Annotated in this window: 11 protein-coding genes, 5 pseudogenes and 1 riboswitch; of the genes and pseudogenes, 10 read left to right on the top strand and 6 right to left on the bottom strand. The window is 74.8% G+C overall.

Annotated elements, in window-relative coordinates; translation table 11 throughout:
• Positions 1–19: 19 nt before the first annotated feature.
• Positions 20–1,567: a glutamine-hydrolyzing GMP synthase gene (gene guaA, locus BJF88_RS06280; protein WP_075828176.1), complete on the bottom strand. Its 1,548-nt coding sequence runs from the start codon at positions 1,565–1,567 to the stop codon at positions 20–22.
• 155 nt (positions 1,568–1,722) lie between these two features.
• A complete protein-coding gene (locus BJF88_RS06275; RefSeq protein ID WP_075828175.1) occupies positions 1,723–2,361 on the bottom strand; it encodes an OmpA family protein in 639 nt (212 codons plus the stop codon).
• A 41-nt stretch (positions 2,362–2,402) separates the two neighbouring features.
• Here BJF88_RS06275 and BJF88_RS06270 point away from each other — a divergent pair, with 41 nt between their 5' ends.
• A complete protein-coding gene (locus BJF88_RS06270) occupies positions 2,403–2,633 on the top strand; it encodes a hypothetical protein (protein ID WP_158068886.1) in 231 nt (76 codons plus the stop codon).
• 321 nt (positions 2,634–2,954) lie between these two features.
• On the opposite strand, the gene thiE is transcribed toward BJF88_RS06270, so the two are convergent.
• The gene (gene thiE / locus BJF88_RS06265; RefSeq protein ID WP_369824500.1) at positions 2,955–3,899 is read right to left on the bottom strand and encodes a thiamine phosphate synthase; all 945 of its coding nucleotides are present in this window, start codon (positions 3,897–3,899) and stop codon (positions 2,955–2,957) included.
• Positions 3,900–3,941: 42 nt separating this feature from the next.
• Positions 3,942–4,044, top strand: a riboswitch (TPP riboswitch).
• Between thiE and thiO the strand changes: the two genes are divergently transcribed.
• The gene (gene thiO, locus BJF88_RS06260) at positions 4,034–5,401 is read left to right on the top strand and encodes a glycine oxidase ThiO (protein WP_139315934.1); all 1,368 of its coding nucleotides are present in this window, start codon (positions 4,034–4,036) and stop codon (positions 5,399–5,401) included. It overlaps the preceding riboswitch by 11 nt.
• 245 nt (positions 5,402–5,646) lie before the next feature.
• Positions 5,647–6,492 (top strand): thiazole synthase, encoded by an 846-nt coding sequence (locus tag BJF88_RS06255; RefSeq protein WP_075828198.1) that lies wholly within the window; start codon positions 5,647–5,649, stop codon positions 6,490–6,492.
• 108 nt (positions 6,493–6,600) lie between these two features.
• Here BJF88_RS06255 and BJF88_RS06250 read toward each other — a convergent pair whose 3' ends face one another.
• Together BJF88_RS06250 and BJF88_RS06245 are read right to left on the bottom strand one after the other, a co-directional pair.
• Positions 6,601–7,974, bottom strand: coding sequence for a ThiF family adenylyltransferase (locus BJF88_RS06250; RefSeq protein WP_075828173.1), 1,374 nt, complete (start codon positions 7,972–7,974; stop codon positions 6,601–6,603).
• Positions 7,971–8,396, bottom strand: a complete 426-nt coding sequence (locus tag BJF88_RS06245; protein ID WP_075828172.1) for a DUF3817 domain-containing protein — start codon at positions 8,394–8,396, stop codon at positions 7,971–7,973. Before BJF88_RS06245 ends, BJF88_RS06250 begins: the two co-directional genes overlap by 4 nt.
• Before the next feature lie 217 nt (positions 8,397–8,613).
• Here BJF88_RS06245 and BJF88_RS23170 point away from each other — a divergent pair.
• The 4 genes and pseudogenes from BJF88_RS23170 to BJF88_RS06235 all read left to right on the top strand — a co-directional run.
• Positions 8,614–9,306: pseudogene (locus tag BJF88_RS23170) on the top strand (ABC transporter transmembrane domain-containing protein); the annotation flags it as partial.
• A 50-nt stretch (positions 9,307–9,356) separates the two neighbouring features.
• Positions 9,357–9,905 (top strand): annotated as a pseudogene (locus tag BJF88_RS23165) (hypothetical protein); the annotation flags it as partial.
• Between the two features lie 129 nt (positions 9,906–10,034).
• The gene (locus BJF88_RS23160; protein ID WP_369824504.1) at positions 10,035–10,277 is read left to right on the top strand and encodes a hypothetical protein; all 243 of its coding nucleotides are present in this window, start codon (positions 10,035–10,037) and stop codon (positions 10,275–10,277) included.
• A pseudogene (locus BJF88_RS06235) lies at positions 10,274–12,006 on the top strand (ABC transporter ATP-binding protein). Before BJF88_RS23160 ends, BJF88_RS06235 begins: the two are co-directional and overlap by 4 nt.
• 12 nt (positions 12,007–12,018) lie before the next feature.
• Here the strand turns inward: BJF88_RS06235 and BJF88_RS06230 are convergent.
• Positions 12,019–12,912, bottom strand: a complete 894-nt coding sequence (locus tag BJF88_RS06230; protein ID WP_255371812.1) for an SURF1 family protein — start codon at positions 12,910–12,912, stop codon at positions 12,019–12,021.
• A gap of 228 nt (positions 12,913–13,140) precedes the next feature.
• Between BJF88_RS06230 and BJF88_RS21450 the strand changes: the two are divergent.
• The 3 genes and pseudogenes from BJF88_RS21450 (at position 13,141) to BJF88_RS06215 (ending at position 19,116) form a co-directional block, all read left to right on the top strand.
• Positions 13,141–15,637 (top strand): annotated as a pseudogene (locus tag BJF88_RS21450) (phosphoketolase).
• Positions 15,634–17,860, top strand: a pseudogene (gene pta / locus BJF88_RS21445) (phosphate acetyltransferase). Before BJF88_RS21450 ends, pta begins: the two co-directional pseudogenes overlap by 4 nt.
• The gene (locus BJF88_RS06215; RefSeq protein ID WP_075828170.1) at positions 17,857–19,116 is read left to right on the top strand and encodes an acetate/propionate family kinase; all 1,260 of its coding nucleotides are present in this window, start codon (positions 17,857–17,859) and stop codon (positions 19,114–19,116) included. The pseudogene pta and the gene BJF88_RS06215 overlap by 4 nt, the downstream one beginning before the upstream one ends.
• Positions 19,117–19,147 lie beyond the last annotated feature (31 nt).

The following is a 19,147-nucleotide window of genomic DNA, read 5'->3' as shown; positions in this document are numbered from 1 at the left end:
CCCTCCGTCCCGGTGCGGCTCACTCCCACTCGATGGTGCCCGGGGGCTTGCTCGTCACGTCGAGCACGACCCGGTTGACCTCCGGCACCTCGTTCGTGATGCGCGTCGAGATGACGGACAGCACGTCGTACGGCAGGCGGGTCCAGTCGGCCGTCATCGCGTCCTCGGACGACACCGGCCGCAGCACGATCGGGTGGCCGTAGGTGCGGCCGTCGCCCTGCACGCCGACCGAGCGGACGTCCGCGAGCAGCACGACGGGGCACTGCCAGATCTCGCGGTCGAGGCCGGCCCTGGTCAGCTCCTCGCGCGCGATCGCGTCGGCCGCGCGCAGCGTGTCGAGCCGGTCCGCGGTGACCTCGCCGACGATGCGGATGCCGAGGCCCGGGCCCGGGAAGGGCTGACGCCACACGATGGCCTCGGGCACGCCGAGCTCGAGCCCGACCGCACGGACCTCGTCCTTGAACAGCGTGCGCAGCGGCTCGACGAGCGAGAACTGCAGGTCGTCGGGCAGGCCGCCGACGTTGTGGTGGCTCTTGATGTTCGCGGCGCCCTCGCCCCCGCCGGACTCGACGACGTCCGGGTAGAGCGTGCCCTGCACGAGGAACTTGACCTCTTCCCCGTGCTCGCCCGCGTCGACGACGATGTCCCGTGCCGCGTCCTCGAACACGCGGATGAACTCGCGCCCGATGATCTTGCGCTTGGTCTCGGGGTCGCTGTGCCCGGCGAGCGCGGTGAGGAAGCGCTGCTTCTCGTCGCGCACGACGAGGTTGACGCCGGTCGCGGCGACGAAGTCGCGCTCGACCTGCTCGGCCTCCCCCGCGCGCAGCAGGCCGTGGTCGACGAACACGCACGTGAGCTGGTCGCCCACCGCCTTCTGCACCAGCGCCGCGGCCACCGACGAGTCGACGCCGCCGGACAGCCCGCAGATCACCCGCGCGTCGCCGACCTGCGCCCGGATCGCCGCGACCTGGTCCGCGATGACGTTCCCGGCGTTCCAGTCCGGGGCCAGCCCCGCGCCGTCGTACAGGAACCGCTCGAGCACGGCCTGGCCGTGCGCCGAATGCTTGACCTCGGGGTGCCACTGCACGCCGTACAGACGCCGCCCGCGGTCCTCGAACGCGGCGACGGGCGAGCCCGACGACGTCGCGAGCACCTCGAAGCCCTCGGGAGCCCGGTGCACGGCGTCGCCGTGGCTCATCCACGCCGTCTGGTTCTCGGGCGAGCCCGCGAGCAGGACGCCCGCCTCGCACACCGACACCTCCGTGCCGCCGTACTCGCGGTTGCCCGTCTGCGCGACGTCGCCGCCCAGGGCCTTGGCCATCGCCTGGAACCCGTAGCAGATGCCGAGCACCGGCACGCCCGCGTCGAACAGCGCCGGGTCGACGAACGGGGCCCCGGTCGCGTACACGGACGACGGACCGCCCGAGAGGATGATCGCCGCCGGGTCCTTCGCGAGCATCTGCTCGACCGTGGCCGTGTGCGGCACGATCTCCGAGTAGACGTTCGCCTCGCGGACACGGCGCGCGATGAGCTGCGCGTACTGGGCGCCGAAGTCGACGACGAGCACGGGGCGGGGCGTGGAGAGCGGCGTCGATCCGTCAGGCGTCGTTCCGTCGGTGGCGGTCGGCGGGGCGTGGGGCACGTCGGGCGCGGAGGTCACGACCCGATTCTAGGTGTCCCTCCCGGTGCCCCGCGCCGCGCGCTCGCGGCCGCCCGGACGAGTCAGCCGGTGGCGAAGGACAGCTCGACGCGACGGTTCAGCGCCCGGCCGGCCGGGTTGTCCTCGCCGCCGAGCGTGTTCTCCGCGACCGGCTGCCGGCTGCCGTGACCCGTCACCGCGAGCGTCAGGTCCGGGCGCTCGGCGCGCAGCACCGCCGCGACCGCCTCCGCCCGCCGCGCCGAGAGCTCGTCGTTGCGCGCGTCGGTCCCCATGGCGTCGGTGTGCCCGTCGACCGCGACCGCGGCGCCCTGCGGGACATGCTCGATCAGCGTCGCGAGCGCGTCGGCCGCCTCCTCGGACAGCTCCGCGGAGTCGAACGCGAACATGAGGTCGGCGGTCAGCACGACGGTCGTCGTCTCGTCCTCCTCGCGCGTCGTCTCGAGGTGGGTCGTGGCGTCCGCGCGAAGCAGGGCGAAGGTGGCGTCCGCGGGGCGCAGGTCGATGGTCGCGTCCGCCCGCATCGCCGCCGTGACGTCCACGGCGGCGATGCGCTCGCGGTCCTCGGCAAGGTCCTCGACGACCTCCTCCGGCAAAGCAGCCGGGTCCTGCCCGTCGGTGGAGGCGACGGCCGGCGCCGGCGCGACGAGCGCGCCCGCGAGCGCCGCGAGGAGCGAGGCGACGAACGTCGTCCGCCACCGCACGGCCCTCACGCCTCGTCTCGAGGTAGGTGACCTCGACGGCCGTGAACGCGGGCAGGCCCTCGGCGGGCAGCACGTCGAGCGTCTCGACCCGTTCCTCCGGGGCGGGGAGCACGGCGTACGCCTCCACGGTCCCGTGGTTGGGGAACGCGAAGAAGACGTTCTCCAGCGGGGAGACGAGCATCGAGTCCTGGCAGCGCAGCTGTTCCAGGCCGCGGTCCGTGGCGCTCTCGGTGTCCGGCTGCCAGGCGCCCTCCGTGCACAGCGGCCGGTAGGCGACGAGGTTGACCGGGTCGGTGACCGTCGCGACGGGCTCGACGCCCATGTCGTAGTAGCTCACGTCGGCGTCGGCCGGCGCCTCGTCGTCGTCCCAGCGCAGCGCCCAGCGCAGCATCATCGTGCCGCCCTGCACCTCGAGCGCGCGGACCGTCACCGTGAGCTCGCCGCCGCGCGCGTCCCCACCGCCGTGGGGGGTGGCGACCGTCTGCTCGGCCATCACGCCGTCCGCGACGCGCGCCGTACCGACCTCCGTGGCGGTCCCCGCGCCGTTCTCGGCCGACGGTGCCGACGCCTCCGACGACGGCGGTGTGCCGTCGTCACCCTGCACCAGGCTGCATCCGGAGAGGACGAGGGCGACGAGGGCGGCGGCGACGGGCGCACGGCGCGTGCGGGGCATGGTTCTCCTGTCCTGGGCTCGACCGTGTCGAGAGGTTGTCGAGAGGTTGTCGAGAGGTTCCGGGGGCGGCGCGGCGCGCGGGCGGCGCGCGGCCGCCGTGAGCATCGCACACGCTCCACCCGGGCCTGAAGCGGACGAGATGGGGAGGACTCCGCTGCTGGAGCGCACCTGCCCGCCCCTCAGCCCAGGCGGTCGCGCAGCGCGCGCGCCGCGCCTCCGGGTCGGCCGCGTCCGTGATCGCCCGCACGACGACGACGCGCGTCGCCCCGGCGTCGAGCACCGCATCGAGCCGGTCGGCGTCGATCCCCCCGATGGCGAACCAGGGCGTCGTCGGCGCCGTGCCGGCGACGTCGCGCAGCAGCTCGAGCCCGACGGCCGCCCGGCCGGGCTTGGTCGGCGTCGCCCACAGCGGGCCCACGCAGAAGTAGTCGACGTCGGGGTCGGCCTCGGCCGCGGCGGCCTCCTGCGCCGAGTGGGTCGAGCGCCCGAGCACGGGCGCGCCGCCGAGGAGCGAGCGCACCGCCGGGACCGGCAGGTCGCCCTGGCCCATGTGGACGACGGGTGCGCCCGCCAGCCCCGCGACGTCGGCCCGGTCGTTGACCGCCCACAGCGCGCCGTGCTCGGCCGCGACGCGCGCGACCGTCTCGTGAAGCTCGAGCTCGCGCGCGACGTCGAGGGTCTTGTCGCGCAGCTGGACCACGTCGACGCCGCCCGCCAGCGCCGCGTGGAGGAAGTCCTCGAGGTCGCCGCGCTCCTCGCGCGCGTCGGTGCACAGGTACAGGCGCGCGTCGGCGAGCCGGGTGCGCGCGGCCGCCGCGGCGTCGGACGTGGACGGGGGCGCGGACGTCGCGGGCTGGCTGCTCATCCGACGGAGTGTAGGGCCGGACGGTCGCCGCGCCGGGTACGGTGTCCGGAGCACGGGAGCCCCGCACGGGGCTGAGAGGGCGCAGGAGCCGACCGTCGAACCTGATCTGGGTCATGCCAGCGAAGGGAGCGCACATGCACCAGCACGTCCGTCCGTCCGCGGTCGCGGCACCCGTCGGGCGACCGGCCGGGTCACGCGACGTGGTCGTCGTCGGCGGCGGGATCGTGGGGCTCGCGGTGGCGTGGCGCGCGACGCTCGCCGGGCTGACCGTGACGGTCCTCGACCCGCGGCCGGGCGACGGCGCGACGCGTGCCGCGGCCGGGATGCTGGCCCCGGTCACCGAGGCGGACTTCGGCGAGGACGCGGCGCTCCGGCTGCACCTCGCGGGCGCGGCCCGCTGGCCGGGCTTCGTCGCCGAGCTCGGCGACGCGACGGGCGCGGACGTCGGGCTGCGGACCGCCGGGACGCTCACCCTCGCCTACGACGCCGACGACCTCGCGCTGCTGCGCCGCGTCCTCGCGCTCCACGCCGCGCACGGCCTCGCGTCGCACGAGCTGACGACCACCGACGCGCGCCGGCGCGAGCCCCTCCTCGGCCCGCGCCTGGCCGGTGCCGCGTGGGCGCCGGCCGACCACGCCGTCGACCCGCGCGCGACGCATGCCGCCCTCCGGTGCGCGGTCGAGCGGGCGCCGGGGTGCGCCGTCGTGCCGCGCGCCGCGACGGCCCTCGACCGTGACGGCGCGGGCCGCGTGGTCGGCGTGCACGACGACGCGGGCGACGTCCACCAGGCGGGCGCCGTCGTGCTCGCGGCGGGCTGGGAGACCGGCGCGCTGCTCGCCGACGTGCCGCAGGTCCGCGTGCCGACGCGACCGGTGAAGGGGCAGACCCTGCGCCTCGACGCCGGGCCGGACCTCGCGCTCGAGCACGTCGTGCGCGGCCTCGTGCAGGGCCGCCCGGTGTACGTCGTGCCGCGCGACCCGGTGCCCGACGGCCCGCGCGCCGGGCACCGCGAGATCGTCGTGGGGGCGACGACCGAGGAGAACCCCGACGACCGGCGCGCGACGGCGGGCGGTGTGTTCGCGCTCCTGCGCGACGCGCGGGCCCTCGTCCCGGGACTCGACGAGGCGGCCCTCGTCGACGTCACCCCGCGCGCACGCCCCGCGAGCCCCGACAACCTGCCGCTGATCGGCGCCACGGGCGTCCCGGGGCTGCACGTCGCGGCCGGCCACGGTCGCAACGGCGTGCTCCTCGCGCCGCTCACCGCCGACGCGGTCGTCGCCGGGCTCACGGGCGAGCACCTGGACGACGACGTCGCGGCCGCGCTCGCCGCCGCCCGCCCCGACCGCTTCACGGCGAGCCACCCCACCGCCGAACCCCGGGTTGCGCCCCCGTCGGCCCCCGCCGGCGCTGCCGAACCCCGGTCTGCCGACCGATCGGCGGCCGGATCGGTGGACGACCCGGGGTTCGCGACCCCGGCCCGAACCCCCGCGACACCGAGATGAGACCCATGACCCAGACCGCTCACCCGACCGCCCTCGTCAACGGCGAGCCGTACCCGCTCGACGGCCCCGCCGGCGTCGAGGACCTCGTCGCCACGCTCGCGCCGGCCCACGTCGCCGACGGCGCCGCGCAGGGCGTGGCGGTGGCGATCAACGACGCCGTCGTCCCGCGCGCGCGTGGGCGAGCACCGTCGTCGAGCCCGGCGACCGTGTGGAGATCGTCACCGCCGTCCAGGGAGGCTGAACCGATGACCACGAGCACCACGAGCACCGCACCGTCGGGCACCGCGCCCGCGCCGCACGCAGACCCGCTCGTCGTCGCCGGGACGACGGTCGGCTCGCGCCTCGTCATGGGAACGGGCGGCGCCGCGAACCTGCTCACCCTCGAGGACGCGCTCGTCGCGTCCGGGACCGCGCTGACGACCGTCGCGATGCGTCGCGTCGCCGTGCGGCCGGGCGGCGCGGGCTCGACCGACGCCGGCATCTGGGGCCTGCTCGACCGGCTCGGCATCCGCGCGCTGCCGAACACCGCCGGGTGCTTCTCGGTGCGCGAGGCGGTGCTCACCGCGCAGCTCGCGCGCGAGGCGTGCGGCACCGACTGGGTCAAGCTCGAGGTGATCGCCGACGACGTCACGCTCCTGCCCGACCCGGTCGGCCTCGTCGAGGCGGCCGAGCAGCTCGTGCGCGACGGCTTCGTCGTGCTGCCGTACACCAACGACGACCCGATCCTCGCGCGCCGGCTCGAGGACGTCGGGTGCGCGGCCGTCATGCCGCTGGGCGCGCCGATCGGCACGGGGCTCGGCATCCTCAACCCGCGCAACATCGAGGCGATCGCCGCCGCGGCGCGCGTCCCGGTGATCCTCGACGCGGGCATCGGCACGGCCTCGGACGCCGCGCTGGCCATGGAGCTGGGGTGCGACGGCGTGCTGCTCGCGACGGCCGTCACGCGCGCCGCGGACCCGGTGCGCATGGCGCACGCGATGCGGCTCGCCGTCGAGTCGGGGCGGCTCGCCGCCGGAGCCGGCCGCATCCCCCGGCGCGAGGGCGCGCTCGCGAGCTCGTCACCGGAGGGTCGCCTCGACCTCGCCCTGTGATCCGCGGCCCGTGGTCCGGCGACCGTCGACGCGGGAGCCGGCCGGGCGCGAGGGCGAGGGTTTTTCCCGAGGGAGAGGGAGATCTCCTTCCCTCTCGCGGGGAACCCTCTACCTCGCGGCGGGCGGTGCGGTCTCGAGCTCGGCGAGCAGCGCCGGGACCCCGCCGACGACCGAGCGGGCGTCCACGCCCGCGGCGCGCGCGACGTCGGCCACCCGTGCCGACCGCATCCCGGCGGCGCACACGACGAGCACCGGGCGGTCGACCGGGAGCCCCGTGAGCGCGGCGCGCGCGGCGTCGTCCGGCGCACCGGGCGCCCCGCCCAGGAACGTGCCGCTGGGGACGAGCGCCGCGCCGGGCACGGGCCGCACCTGCGCCTCCCAGTCCTCGCGCACGTCGAGCAGGTACGGGGCGGCCGACGTCGCGCCGCCCTCGGCGAGCAGGCCCGCCGCCTCGCGCGCGCCGACCTCGCCGGACCCGTCGGGCGCGCCCGACGTCGCAGGGTCGCCCGCGTGCTCCCCGGCGCCCTGCGCGGCGGCCGGGTCGAGGCCGCAGAAGGCGGCGTAGGCGTCGTCGCCGGCGAGGAGCTCGGTGACGGGATCGCGCGCGGGGTCCGGGCGCACGGCGAGCTGGCGCCACGTGAGGTCGAGCGCGTCGTAGACGGCGAGACGCCCGAACAGGGTCGTGCCCGCGCCGGTGACGAGCTTGACCGCCTCCGTCGCCATGACCGACCCGACGGTGCCGCACATCGCGCCGAGCACGCCACCGGTCGCGCAGTCGGGTGCGGCGCCCGGCGGCGGAGGGACGGGGAAGACGTCGCGGTAGGTCACGCCGCGCGGCGCCGCGCCCGGGTCGTCGGCGTCGTCGGTGGCGGACGCGTCGGCGGCGCCGCCATCGGCATCGGCGAACCAGGGCCGGCCCCAGAACACGCTGACCTGGCCCTGGAAGCGGTAGATCGAGCCCCACACCACCGGGAGCCCGAGGATCTCCGCGGCGTCGGAGACGAGGTAGCGCGTCGCGAAGTTGTCGGCGCCGTCGAGCACGACGTCGTAGCCGCGCAGCACGTCGAGCGCGTTGCCGGCGTCGAGGCGCAGCGCGTGCCGGACGACGTGCACGTGGGGATTGACGTCGGCGATCGCGTCGCGCGCGGAGTCGACCTTGCGCCGTCCGACGTCGGCGCCGCCGTGCACGACCTGGCGCTGCAGGTTCGACAGGTCGACCGCGTCGTCGTCGACCACGCCGATCGTGCCGACGCCCGCGGCCGCGAGGTAGAGCAGCGCGGGGCTGCCCAGGCCGCCCGCGCCGACGACGAGCACGCGCGCCGCCGCGAGCCGGCGCTGCCCCGCGGGGCCGACGCCTGGCAGCGACAGGTGGCGGGCGTAGCGTTCGAGCTCCGCCGTGGACAGCTCGCGCCCCGGCGCGACCAGCGGCGCGAGCCGCGGGGCCGCGCGAGCGGTCCGGTCAGGGGCGTCGCCGGACGTCACGACGCGTACCGCTCCTCCAGCACCGCGAGCTTGTCCTCCGCCTCGGCGTGCACCTTCTTCTCCAGCACGAACGACATGACCGGCACGACGCCGGCGAACACCATCGTCGCCAGGCGGCCCCAGCCCCACCGCATCTTCGTCCACAGGTCGAGCACCGTGACGAGGTACACGACGTAGATCCAGCCGTGCGCGAACGGCACCCACTCGACGTAGCGCACGAACGGCTCGACGTCCGTGAACGCTCCGATGCCGTACTTCACCAGCATCTCCACGCACAGGACGAGCAGCATGACGCCGGTGACGATCGCGAGGACGCGGTAGCGCGCGAGCGCACCGCGCGCCTTCCGGATGGCGGTCCGTGCCGCCTCGGTGCCGGTGGGGTCCGCCACGACGCGGTCGGTGGTCGGTTCGGGGGTGGTCATGGCAGTGTTCCTCATCCGATAAAGCGTCGCCCCGTGTCGGACGCCGAACCTAGGGTAGAACACCGTGCGCCCCCTCCCCCTCCCCGACCCGGGGACCCCCGACCTGCGCGGACCCGCGCGCTTCCTGCTGTGGATCGCACGACGCCAGTGGACCGTGCTCGCGGCGGCCGTCCTGCTGGGTCTCGCGAACTTCGCGTGCCAGGCGCTGCAGCCCTACATGCTGGGCCGCGCGCTCGACGAGGGGCTGTCCGCCGGCTTCGGCCCGGACCTCTTCCGGTGGGCGGGGCTGCTCCTCGCGCTCGGGCTCGGCGTCGTCGTGACCGGCGTGGTGGGGCACCGCTTCGACGTGGCCAACTGGCTCCGTTCCGCGCTCACGACCTCGCAGCTCGTGGGCGACGTCACCGCGCGCTCGGGCGACGCGATCACCGAGGAGCTGCCCACGGGGGAGGTCGTGTCGACGGTGGCGAGCGACGCGATGCGTGTCGGACAGCTCTTCTCCATGCTCGGCCAGTTCCTCGGCGCGCTCGGGGCGTACGTCGTCGTGGCCGTCGTCATGCTGTCCACGTCGCCGCAGCTCGGGCTGGTGGTCGTGCTCGGCCTGCCCGCCGTCGCCGCGGTGCTCGCCCTGCTCGTCAAGCCGCTGCAGCAGCGCCAGGCGGCCCAGCGCGAGGCGCAGGGCAGGCTCACGACGCTCGGCGCGGACACCGTCTCGGGGCTGCGCGTGCTGCGCGGGATCGGCGGCGAGCGCGTCTTCGTCGGCCGGTACGCGCGCCAGTCGCAGTCGGTCCGCGAGGCCGGCGTCAAGGTCGCCCACACGCAGGCCACGCTCGACGCGCTCCAGGTGCTCCTGCCGGGTCTGCTCGTCGTGCTCGTCGTCTACCTCGGCGCGACGGCGGCGCTGCGCGGCGACATCACGCCCGGGCAGCTCGTCGCGTTCTACGGGTACGCCGCGTTCCTCGGCTGGCCGCTCCAGGTCGCGACGCAGATGCTCAACATCGCCACGCGCGCGCACGTCGCGGCCCGCAAGATCGTCCGCGTGCTCGCGGTCGTGCCCGCCGCGGGCGCCGCCCCCGCCACGGCGCCCATGCCCCCGGAGGGCAGCCCGCTCGTGGACGAGACGAGCGGGCTCGTGCTCGAGCCCGGGCGCGTCGTCGCCCTCGTCTGCGCCGACCCGGACGCGTCGGCCGCCGTCGCCACGCGCCTCGGGCGCTTCGACGACGCGGCGGAGGCCGCCACGCCCGTCCGCCTCGGCGGGACGCTGCTCGCGGAGCTCGACAAGCTCGCCCTCCGGCACCGCGTCGTCGTCGCCGAGGCCACGCCCCAGCTGTTCTCGGGGCGCCTCCGCGACGAGCTCGACCCGCGCGGCCGCGCCGACGAGGGCCGGCTGCTCGCGGCGATCACGACCGCCGACGCGCACGACATCCTCGACTCCGTCCCGGACGGGCTCGACGGGGAGCTCCCGAGAAGGGGCGCTCGCTGTCCGGCGGCCAGCGCCAGCGCGTCGCGCTCGCCCGGGCGCTGCTCACCGACCCCGAGATCCTCGTGCTCGTCGAGCCGACCAGCGCCGTGGACGCGCACACCGAGGCGCGGATCGCGGCCCGGCTCGCGCAAGCCCGGCGCGGGCGCACGACCCTCGTGGTGACCGCGTCCCCGCTCGTCCTCGAGCAGGTCGACGAGGTGCTGCTGCTCGAGGGCGGCCGCGTGACGGCGCGCGGCACGCACCGCGACCTCGTCGCGCGCGGCCACGCCGAGGGCGTCGCCCCGGACGACGACGCGGCGCGCTACCTCCGCGTCGTCGGGCGCTCGCTCGACGACGCACCGCCCCCGGTCCTGGCCGCCACGACCGGCACCACCCCCGTCCCGGAAGGAGAGCACGCATGAGGCTCCCCGTCGCCGACGGCCCCGCCGTCCGCGCCGCCGCCGCGCGGCTGTTCTCCCGCCACCGGCGCACGCTGTGGGCCGTCGCCGTGCTGCACACGCTCGCGGCCGTCGCCGGGCTCGTCGGCCCCTGGCTCCTCGGGCGGCTCGTCGACGCCGTGACCGCGGGCACGACGTCGGCCTACGTCACGACGGTCGTCGCCGTCGGCGCGGTTGCGGTCCTCGCCCAGGCGGTCCTGCGCCGGTACGCCCAGCGGATCTCCATGGTGTTCGGCGAGACGGTCTTCGCGGACCTGCGCGAGGAGCTCGTCGACACCGTGACGTCGCTGCCCCTGTCGACCGTCGAGCGCGCGGGCACGGGCGACCTCGTCGCGCGCACCACCAACGACGTCGACCGCATCCAGCACGCCGTGCGCTTCGGCGTCCCCCAGCTGCTCGTCGCCGTCGTGACCCTCGCTCTCACGGTCGTCGCGTCGCTCGTCGTCGCGCCGCTCGTCGCGCTCGCGCTGTTCGTCGGCGTACCGCTGCTCGTCGTCGTCGCGCGCTGGTACCTGCGGCGCGCCTCGGCGGGCTACCAGCGCGAGGCCGCCGCCTACGCGACCCTCAACGGCTCCATCACCGAGAACGTCGAGGGCGCCCGGACGGTCGACGCGCTGTCCCTCGCGCAGCACCGGCAGGACCGCGTCCGCGCGGACCTGTCCGAGGCGTTCGCGGCCGAGCGCTACACGCTGGGCCTGCGCACGGTCCTGTTCCCCGGCATCGACCTCGCGATCGCGATCGCCCCCGTCGCCGCGCTCGTCTGGGGTGCGTGGCTCCTCACCCAGGGCCAGACGACGCTGGGGGCCGTCGCGACCGTCACCACGTACGCGTTCCAGCTCGCCGGCCCGGTGTGGAACCTCATCTTCTGGCTCGACGAGATCCAGGTCGCGGCGGCGTCCTACGCGCGCATCGTCGGGGTCTCGCTGGTCCCGACGGACCGCACCGCGACGGACGACGAACCCGCCGACGACCGCGTCGTCGCGCGCGACGTCGAGTACGCCTACCGTGCGGGCCACCCCGTGCTCCACGGCGTCTCGCTCGACCTCGCGCCGGGCGAGCGGCTCGCCGTCGTCGGGCCGTCCGGGGCGGGCAAGTCGACGCTCGGTCGCATGCTGGCCGGCATCCACCCGCCCACCGCGGGCACCGTGCGCGTGGGCGGCGTGCGGCTCGTGGACCTGCCGCTGACCGAGCTGCGGCGCCAGGTCGCGCTCGTCACGCAGGAGCACCACGTGTTCGTGGGCACCGTCGCCGAGAACCTGCGTCTCGCCGACGTCGGCGCGAGCGACGAGCGGCTGCGCGCGGCGCTGGGCGCCGTCGACGCGCTCGGCTGGGCGCAGGCGCTGCCCGACGGCCTCGAGACGGTCGTCGGGTCGGGCGGCCATGCCCTGACGCCGGCCCAGGCCCAGCAGGTCGCGCTCGCCCGGCTCGTCCTGCTCGACCCGCACACGCTCGTGCTCGACGAGGCCACGTCGCTCCTCGACCCGCGCGCGCGCGGCACCTCGAGCGGTCGCTCAACGGGGTGCTCGAGGGCCGGACGGTCGTGGCCATCGCGCACCGCCTGCACACCGCGCACGACGCGGACCGCGTGGCCGTGGTCGACGGCGGGCGGATCAGCGAGATCGGTCCGCACGACGAGCTCGTCGCCGCCGGCGGCGACTACGCGCGCCTGTGGCACTCCTGGCAGCAGGAGTAGCGCGGGCCGAGATCACCCGTCGGGGCAGGGAGGGACCTCACCGCGACGACGCCGTGGCGGGCAGGCCGGCGATCCCGTCGTCGTCGCCGCGCCCGCCCCGCGCCCGCCGGCGACCTCGTCGCGGACGAGCCGGAGCCACAGCAGGACGGCGAACCCGCCGAACACCCACCACTGCAGCGCGTAGAACACGTTCTGCAGGTTGAGCCCCGTCCCACCCTCGATCGTCGGGCGCGGCAGGATCCCGGGGCCGCCGTCGGCGGCGGCGACCTGCGCCGGGTCGGAGGCGATGAGCACGAGGTAGCCCGAGTAGATGGGGCCGCCCCAGTCGTTGACGAGCGCGCCGGTGGAGATCGAGTCGGTCCGGCCGGCAGGCAGCTCCGCCTCCCCCGCCGCCTCGGAGGCCTGGAGGTAGCCGGTGAGCCGGACGACGCCGTCCGGCACCTCGAGCGCCGCGCCCGCGTCGGGCGTGGGGACCCACCCGCGCACGACCGGCAGCACGGGCGCACCGGAGAGGTCCTGCCACGACGCCCCGCCCGTGCCGTCGTCGGTGACGCGCAGCGGCGTGAGCACGAGGAAACCCTCGCGACCGTCGAGCGCGCGCCCCGCCACGAGCAGCTGCTCGTCGGGCTCGTACTCCCCCTCGACCCAGGCCTGGCGGCCCACGAGCTCGCCGGGGAACGTCGTCTGCGGCGGCAGCAGCACCCCGAGGCCCTCGGGCCCCTCGGCCTCCGCCTCGGCGGCCTCCTGCTGCGCGGCGAGGTCGGCGCGCTGCTGGGCCCGGTCGAGCTGCCAGACCCCGAGCCGGGCGCACACCGCCGCGGCGACGAGGAACAGCACGAGCAGACCGATCATGCGGGGCTGGCGGGCGACCGCCCAGAACGAGCGAGGGGCGGCGGTCTCGGGCACGTGCCCACGGTAACGGCGCGAGGACGGTCCGCCCGAATCGGCCCAGGGCCCCGCCGTCCCGTGCCGGAGGTCCCGCGTCACGGTCGGTCGCCCGGGACCTTCGTCCCTTTCCCGCCCCGACGACGCACGTCACACCGCGCCGCGGCGGGGAACCTCGTGCAGCCACCTCCCGCATGCGGTTGTATGAATGCGTAGTCGTCCGCGAACCCCGTCCCGCAGGAGCGTGAGATGAGCACGACCACGGCCACCCCCACGAACCCCTGGCGCACCACGGAGGTCGCGCCGCTCGACGACGAGACGCTGCGCCGCGTCGACGCGTGGTGGCGTGCGGCGAACTACCTGTCCGTCGGACAGATCTATCTCCTGGCGAACCCGCTGCTGCGGACCCCGCTCACGCGCGACGACGTCAAGCCGCGCCTGCTCGGGCACTGGGGCACGCGCCCGGGCTGAACTTCCTGTACGCGCACCTCAACCGCGCGATCGCCCAGCGCCGCCAGTCCACGATCTACGTCGCCGGCCCGGGTCACGGCGGCCCGGGGCTCGTCGCCAACACCTACCTCGAGGGCACCTACTCGGAGATCTACTCCGACGTCACCCAGGACACCGAGGGCATGCGGCGCCTGTTCCGCCAGTTCTCCTTCCCCGGCGGCATCCCGAGCCACGTGCACCCGAGACCCCGGGGTCGATCCACGAGGGCGGCGAGCTCGGCTACGCCCTCTCCCACGCGTACGGCGCAGCGTTCGACAACCCCGACCTGCTCGTCGCGGCCGTCGTCGGCGACGGCGAGGCCGAGACCGGTCCGCTCGCGACGAGCTGGCACTCGAACAAGTTCGTCACGCCCGCAACGACGGCGTGGTCCTGCCCATCCTGCACCTCAACGGGTACAAGATCGCCAACCCCACGGTGCTCGCGCGCATCAGCGACGACGAGCTGCGCGACCTCATGATCGGGTACGGCCACACGCCGTACTTCTTCACCGGCGGGTTCGACGACGAGGACCCGATGGAGGCGCACCAGCGCTTCGCGGAGCTCCTCGACGAGGTGCTCAACCACATCGCGCAGATCAAGCGCGAGGCGCACGAGGGCAGCGACGAGCGCCCGGCGTGGCCGATGATCGTCTTCCGCACCCCCAAGGGCTGGACGTGCCGCCCGAGATCGACGGAAGAAGACCGAGGACTCGTGGCGCGCGCACCAGGTTCCCCTCTCCAGCGCGCGCGACACGCCCGAGCACCTCCAGACGCTGAAGGACTGGCTCGAGTCCTACCGGCCCGACGAGCTGTTCGACGAGGACGGCCGGCTCGTCGACGACGTCGCCGCGCTCGCCCCTCCGGGGACGCTGCGCATGAGCGACAACCCGCACGCGAACGGCGGGCTGCTGCTCAAGGACCTGCGCCTGCCCGACTTCCGCGACTACGCGGTGGAGGTCCGTTCGCCCGGGGAGGGTGTGGCCGAGGCGACGCGCGTGCTCGGGACGTGGCTCGACGACGTCGTGCGGCGCAACCCGGACAACTTCCGGATCTTCGGCCCGGACGAGGTGGCGTCCAACCGGCTCCAGGCCGTCTACGACAGCACCGACAAGCAGTGGAACGCGGAGTTCTACGGGCCGGACGTCGACGAGCACCTCGCCCGCGCGGGGCGCGTCATGGAGATGCTCTCGGAGCACCAGTGCCAGGGCTGGCTGGAGGGCTACCTGCTCACCGGGCGGCACGGGCTGTTCACCAGCTACGAGGCGTTCATCCACATCGTCGACTCGATGGTCAACCAGCACGCGAAGTGGCTCAAGGTCACCAACCACATCCCGTGGCGCCGACCGATCGCGAGCCTCAACTACCTGCTGTCGAGCCACGTGTGGCGCCAGGACCACAACGGCTTCTCCCACCAGGACCCGGGCTTCATCGACCACGTCGTCAACAAGAAGGCGGAGATCGTCCGGGTCTACCTGCCGCCGGACGCCAACACCCTCCTGTCGACGTACGACCACTGCCTGCGGTCGCGGCAGTACGTCAACGTCGTCGTGGCGGGCAAGCAGCCGGGCCCGCAGTTCCTGTCGATGGACGCCGCGATCGCGCACTGCACGCGCGGGCTCGGCATCTGGGAGTGGGCCGGCACCGAGGTCGAGGGCGAGGACCCCGACGTCGTGCTCGCGTGCGCGGGCGACGTCCCGACGCTCGAGACGCTCGCCGCGGCGGACCTCCTGCGCCGGCACCTGCCCGACCTCAAGGTGCGCGTCGTGAACGTCGTGGACCTCATGCGCCTGCAGGACGAGAAGGAGCACCCGCACGGCCTGTCGGACAAGGACTTCGACACCCTGTTCACGACCGACAAGCCGGTCATCTTCGACTACCACGGCTACCCGTGGCTCATCCACCGCCTCACGTACCGCCGCACGAACCACCCGAACATCCACGTGCGCGGGTACAAGGAGGAGGGCACGACGACGACGCCCTTCGACATGGCGATGCTCAACGACATCGACCGGTACCACCTCGTCATCGACGTCATCGACCGCGTCCCGTCGTTGCGGTCGCGTGCCGCGGGCCTGCGCCAGCGCATGGTCGACGCGCGGCTGCGCGCGCGGCAGTGGACCCGCGAGCACGGCGAGGACATCCCGGAGGTGCGCGACTGGGTGTGGCCGGACGTGGGCGAGACCGGGACCGAGCAGGGCGGCCCGCAGTACAACGGCGGCCCTGCGGCCGCGCAGGACACCGGAGGGGACAACGAGTGAGCGGACCGGCTCGCAGCATCTACATCGCCTCGCCCGAGGGCGAGACGGGGAAGTCCACCGTCGCGCTCGGCGTGCTCGACCTCCTGGCCCGCAAGGTCCAGCGGATCGGGGTCTTCCGCCCGGTCACGCGGGCCGCCGGGCCGGACGTCCAGGACTACGTGCTCGAGCTGCTGCTCGCGCACGACGGGGTGGACCTCACCACGGAGCAGGCGATCGGCGTCACGTACGAGGACGTGCACGCCGACCCGGAGGCGGCGCTCTCGCGCATCCTCACCCGCTACCACGAGGTCGCGAGCGCGTGCGACGTCGTCCTCGTCGTGGGCACCGACTACACGGACGTCGCGGGCCCGACGGAGCTGGCGTTCAACGCCCGGGTCGCGGCGAACCTCGGGGCGCCCGTGCTCCTCGTCGTCTCGGGCAAGGACCGCACGCCCGACGCCGTGGGCAACCTCGTCGAGGTGAGCGTCGCCGAGCTGCGGTCGCAGCACGCGCAGCCCATCGGCGTCGTGGCGAACCGGGTGCGCCCCGACGACCTGGACACGGTCCGCGCCCTGCTCGGGACCCTCGGACCGGACGGGGCTCCGCGCGGGCGGGGCGAGGTGCCGTCGGGAGGCTCGGCGGGCGCAGCCCCGGACGCACGGCGGCTGCCCGGCTGGGCCGTGCCCGAGGACCCGTTCCTCGACGCACCGACGGTCCGCGCGCTCATGGAGGCGGTGGACGGCACGCTCGCATTCGGCGAGGAGGCGCTGCTCGCGCGCGAGGCGACGGACCTGCTCGTCGGGGCCATGTCGTTCGAGCACCTGCTCGACCGGCTGACGGACGGCGCGGTCGTGATCACGCCCGGGGACCGCGTCGACATCGTCATCGGCCTGCTCGCCGCGCACTCCGCTTCCGGCTTCCCGTCGCTCGCGGGCGTGATCCTCAACGGCGGGTTCTTCCCGCCGGAGTCGACGGCCCGGCTCGTCGCGGACCTCGACCCCAGCCTGCCGATCATCCGCACGGAGCTCGGCACGTTCCGCACCGCGAGCGCCGCGTCGCGGGCGCGCGGGCGCGTCACCAAGGACGCCCAGCGCAAGGTGGACACCGCGCTCGCGCTGTTCGAGCAGAGCGTCGACGGCGCCGAGCTTCTCGCGGGCCTCGACGTGCCCAGGCCCGAGGTCGTCACGCCGCTGATGTTCGAGTACGAGCTGCTCTCGCGCGCACGCGCCGACCGCAAGCGCGTGGTGCTCCCCGAGGGAGACGACGACCGCATCCTGCGCGCGGCGTCGACCCTGCTCGGGCGCCAGGTGGCCGACCTGACGATCCTCGGCGACGAGCAGCGCGTGCGCGCCCGCGCCGCCGAGCTCGGGCTCGACATCGACGCCGCGACCGTGCTGAGCCCGCACGACCCGGAGCACGTCGAGCGTTTCGCCGCCGAGTACCAGGCGCTGCGGGCGCACAAGGGCGTGACGCTCGACGAGGCGCGCGAGCGCGTCCAGGACGTGTCGTACTTCGGCACGATGATGGTCCACCTCGGTCTCGCCGACGGCATGGTGTCGGGCGCGAAGCACACGACGGCGCACACCATCAAGCCGTCGTTCGAGATCATCAAGACCCAGCCCGGCGTCTCCGTCGTGTCCTCGGTGTTCCTCATGTGCCTCGAGGACCGCGTGCTCGTCTACGGCGACTGCGCCGTCATCCCCGACCCGACCGCCGAGCAGCTCGCGGACATCGCGATCTCCTCGTCCGCGACGGCGGCACAGTTCGGCATCGACCAGCGGGTCGCGATGCTGTCGTACTCGACGGGCGAGTCCGGCTCGGGCGCCGACGTCGACAAGGTGCGCCGCGGCACCGCCCTCGTGCGCGAGCGGCGTCCCGACCTCTTCGTCGAGGGTCCGATCCAGTACGACGCCGCCGTCGACGCGTCCGTCGCCGCGTCGAAGATGCCCGGCTCGGACGTCGCGGGTCGCGCGACGGTGTTCATCTTCCCGGACCTCAACACGGGCAACAACACGTACAAGGCGGTCCAGCGCTCGGCCGGCGCGGTCGCCGTCGGGCCCGTGCTGGCAGGGCCTCAACAAGCCGGTGAACGACCTGTCGCGCGGCGCGCTCGTGCAGGACATCGTCAACACTGTCGCGATCACCGCCATCCAGGCGCAGGCGCCCGCCACCGCCGCGGGCGACACGGCCGCGCCCGCCGGCCCCGCGTCCACGACCCCCGTCTCCCAGGGAGCCACCTCATGACGATCCTGCCCGAGGGCGAGCGCCCCAACCCCTACAGCGCGTACGGGGCGCACGGCTCGGTCCTCGTCATGAACTCCGGCTCGTCGTCGCTGAAGTATCAGCTCGTCAACCCGGTCGGCGGGGAGGCGATCGCCGCCGGCACCGTCGAGCGGATCGGCGAGGAGTCGGGGATCGTCACGCACCGCTTCGCAGGGAACACGACGACGCGCGAGCAGCCCGTCGCCGACCACGGCGAGGCCCTGCGCATCGCGCTCGGCCTGTTCGACGAGATCGGCCCGGACCTGTCGGACGCGGACGTGTACGCGGTGGGCCACCGCGTCGTGCACGGCGGCGCGGTGTTCTCCCGGCCGGTGCTCGTCGACGACGACGTCGAGCGGCAGATCGACGAGCTGTCCCCGCTCGCGCCGCTGCACAACCCGCCGAACGTCACCGGCATCCGCGTCGCGCGCGAGCTCCTGCCCGACGTGCCGCACGTCGCCGTCTTCGACACCGCGTTCTTCTCGTCCCTGCCCGACGCCGCGTCGACCTACGCGCTCGACCGCGCGGTCGCGCAGGAGCACGGCGTGCGCCGCTACGGGTTCCACGGCACGAGCCACCAGTACGTCTCCGGCAAGGTCGCCCGCGTCCTCGGACGCCGCATCGAGAGCCTCAACACGATCGTGCTGCACCTCGGCAACGGGGCGTCGGCGTCCGCCGTGCGCGGTGGCGTCGCGGTCGACACGTCCATGGGCATGACCCCGCTCGAAGGCCTCGTCATGGGCACCCGCACGGGCGACATCGACGCGGCCGTCGTGTTCCACCTCGCCCGCAACGCCGGCATGAGCATCGACGAGATCGACGACCTGTTCAACAAGCGCTCCGGCGTCAAGGGCCTGTCGGGCGTCAACGACTTCCGCGAGCTGCGCCGCCTCATCGACGCCGGCGACGCCGACGCGCAGCGGGCGTTCGACGTGTACATCCACCGGCTGCGCAAGTACGTCGGCGCGTACCACGCCGTCCTCGGCCGCGTCGACGTCCTCGCGTTCACCGCCGGTGTCGGCGAGCACGACGCCGCCGTGCGCGCGGCCGTCGTCGACGGTCTGGAGCCTCTCGGCCTCGCCGTCGACCCGGACCGGAACGCCGCCGACTCCGGCGAGCCGCGCGTCGTCTCGCCCGACTGGACGAGCACGCTCGTCATGGTCGTCCCGACGATGGAGGAGCTCGCCATCGCGCGGCAGTGCGTCGAGGTCGTCGAGGGCGGGCGCCCGAGCGCCTGACGACGACGTCCCGGGGGCCGGACCGGGACGC

It is taken from the genome of Cellulosimicrobium sp. CUA-896, assembly GCF_001942335.1.
GTDB lineage: Bacteria > Actinomycetota > Actinomycetes > Actinomycetales > Cellulomonadaceae > Cellulosimicrobium.
Note: the sequence above shows the minus strand (reverse complement) of the source record. Positions and strands in the feature narration are given on the sequence as shown.

Bases quoted from the DNA above. Each gene is read 5' to 3' on its own strand.
- thiE (WP_369824500.1), bottom strand. From the start codon at position 3,899: ATGAGCAGCCAGCCCGCGACGTCCGCGCCCCCGTCCACGTCCGACGCC.
- thiO (WP_139315934.1), top strand. From the start codon at position 4,034: ATGCACCAGCACGTCCGTCCGTCCGCGGTCGCGGCACCCGTCGGGCGA.
- BJF88_RS06255 (WP_075828198.1), top strand. From the start codon at position 5,647: ATGACCACGAGCACCACGAGCACCGCACCGTCGGGCACCGCGCCCGCG.
- BJF88_RS06245 (WP_075828172.1), bottom strand. From the start codon at position 8,396: ATGACCACCCCCGAACCGACCACCGACCGCGTCGTGGCGGACCCCACC.
- BJF88_RS06215 (WP_075828170.1), top strand. From the start codon at position 17,857: ATGACGATCCTGCCCGAGGGCGAGCGCCCCAACCCCTACAGCGCGTAC.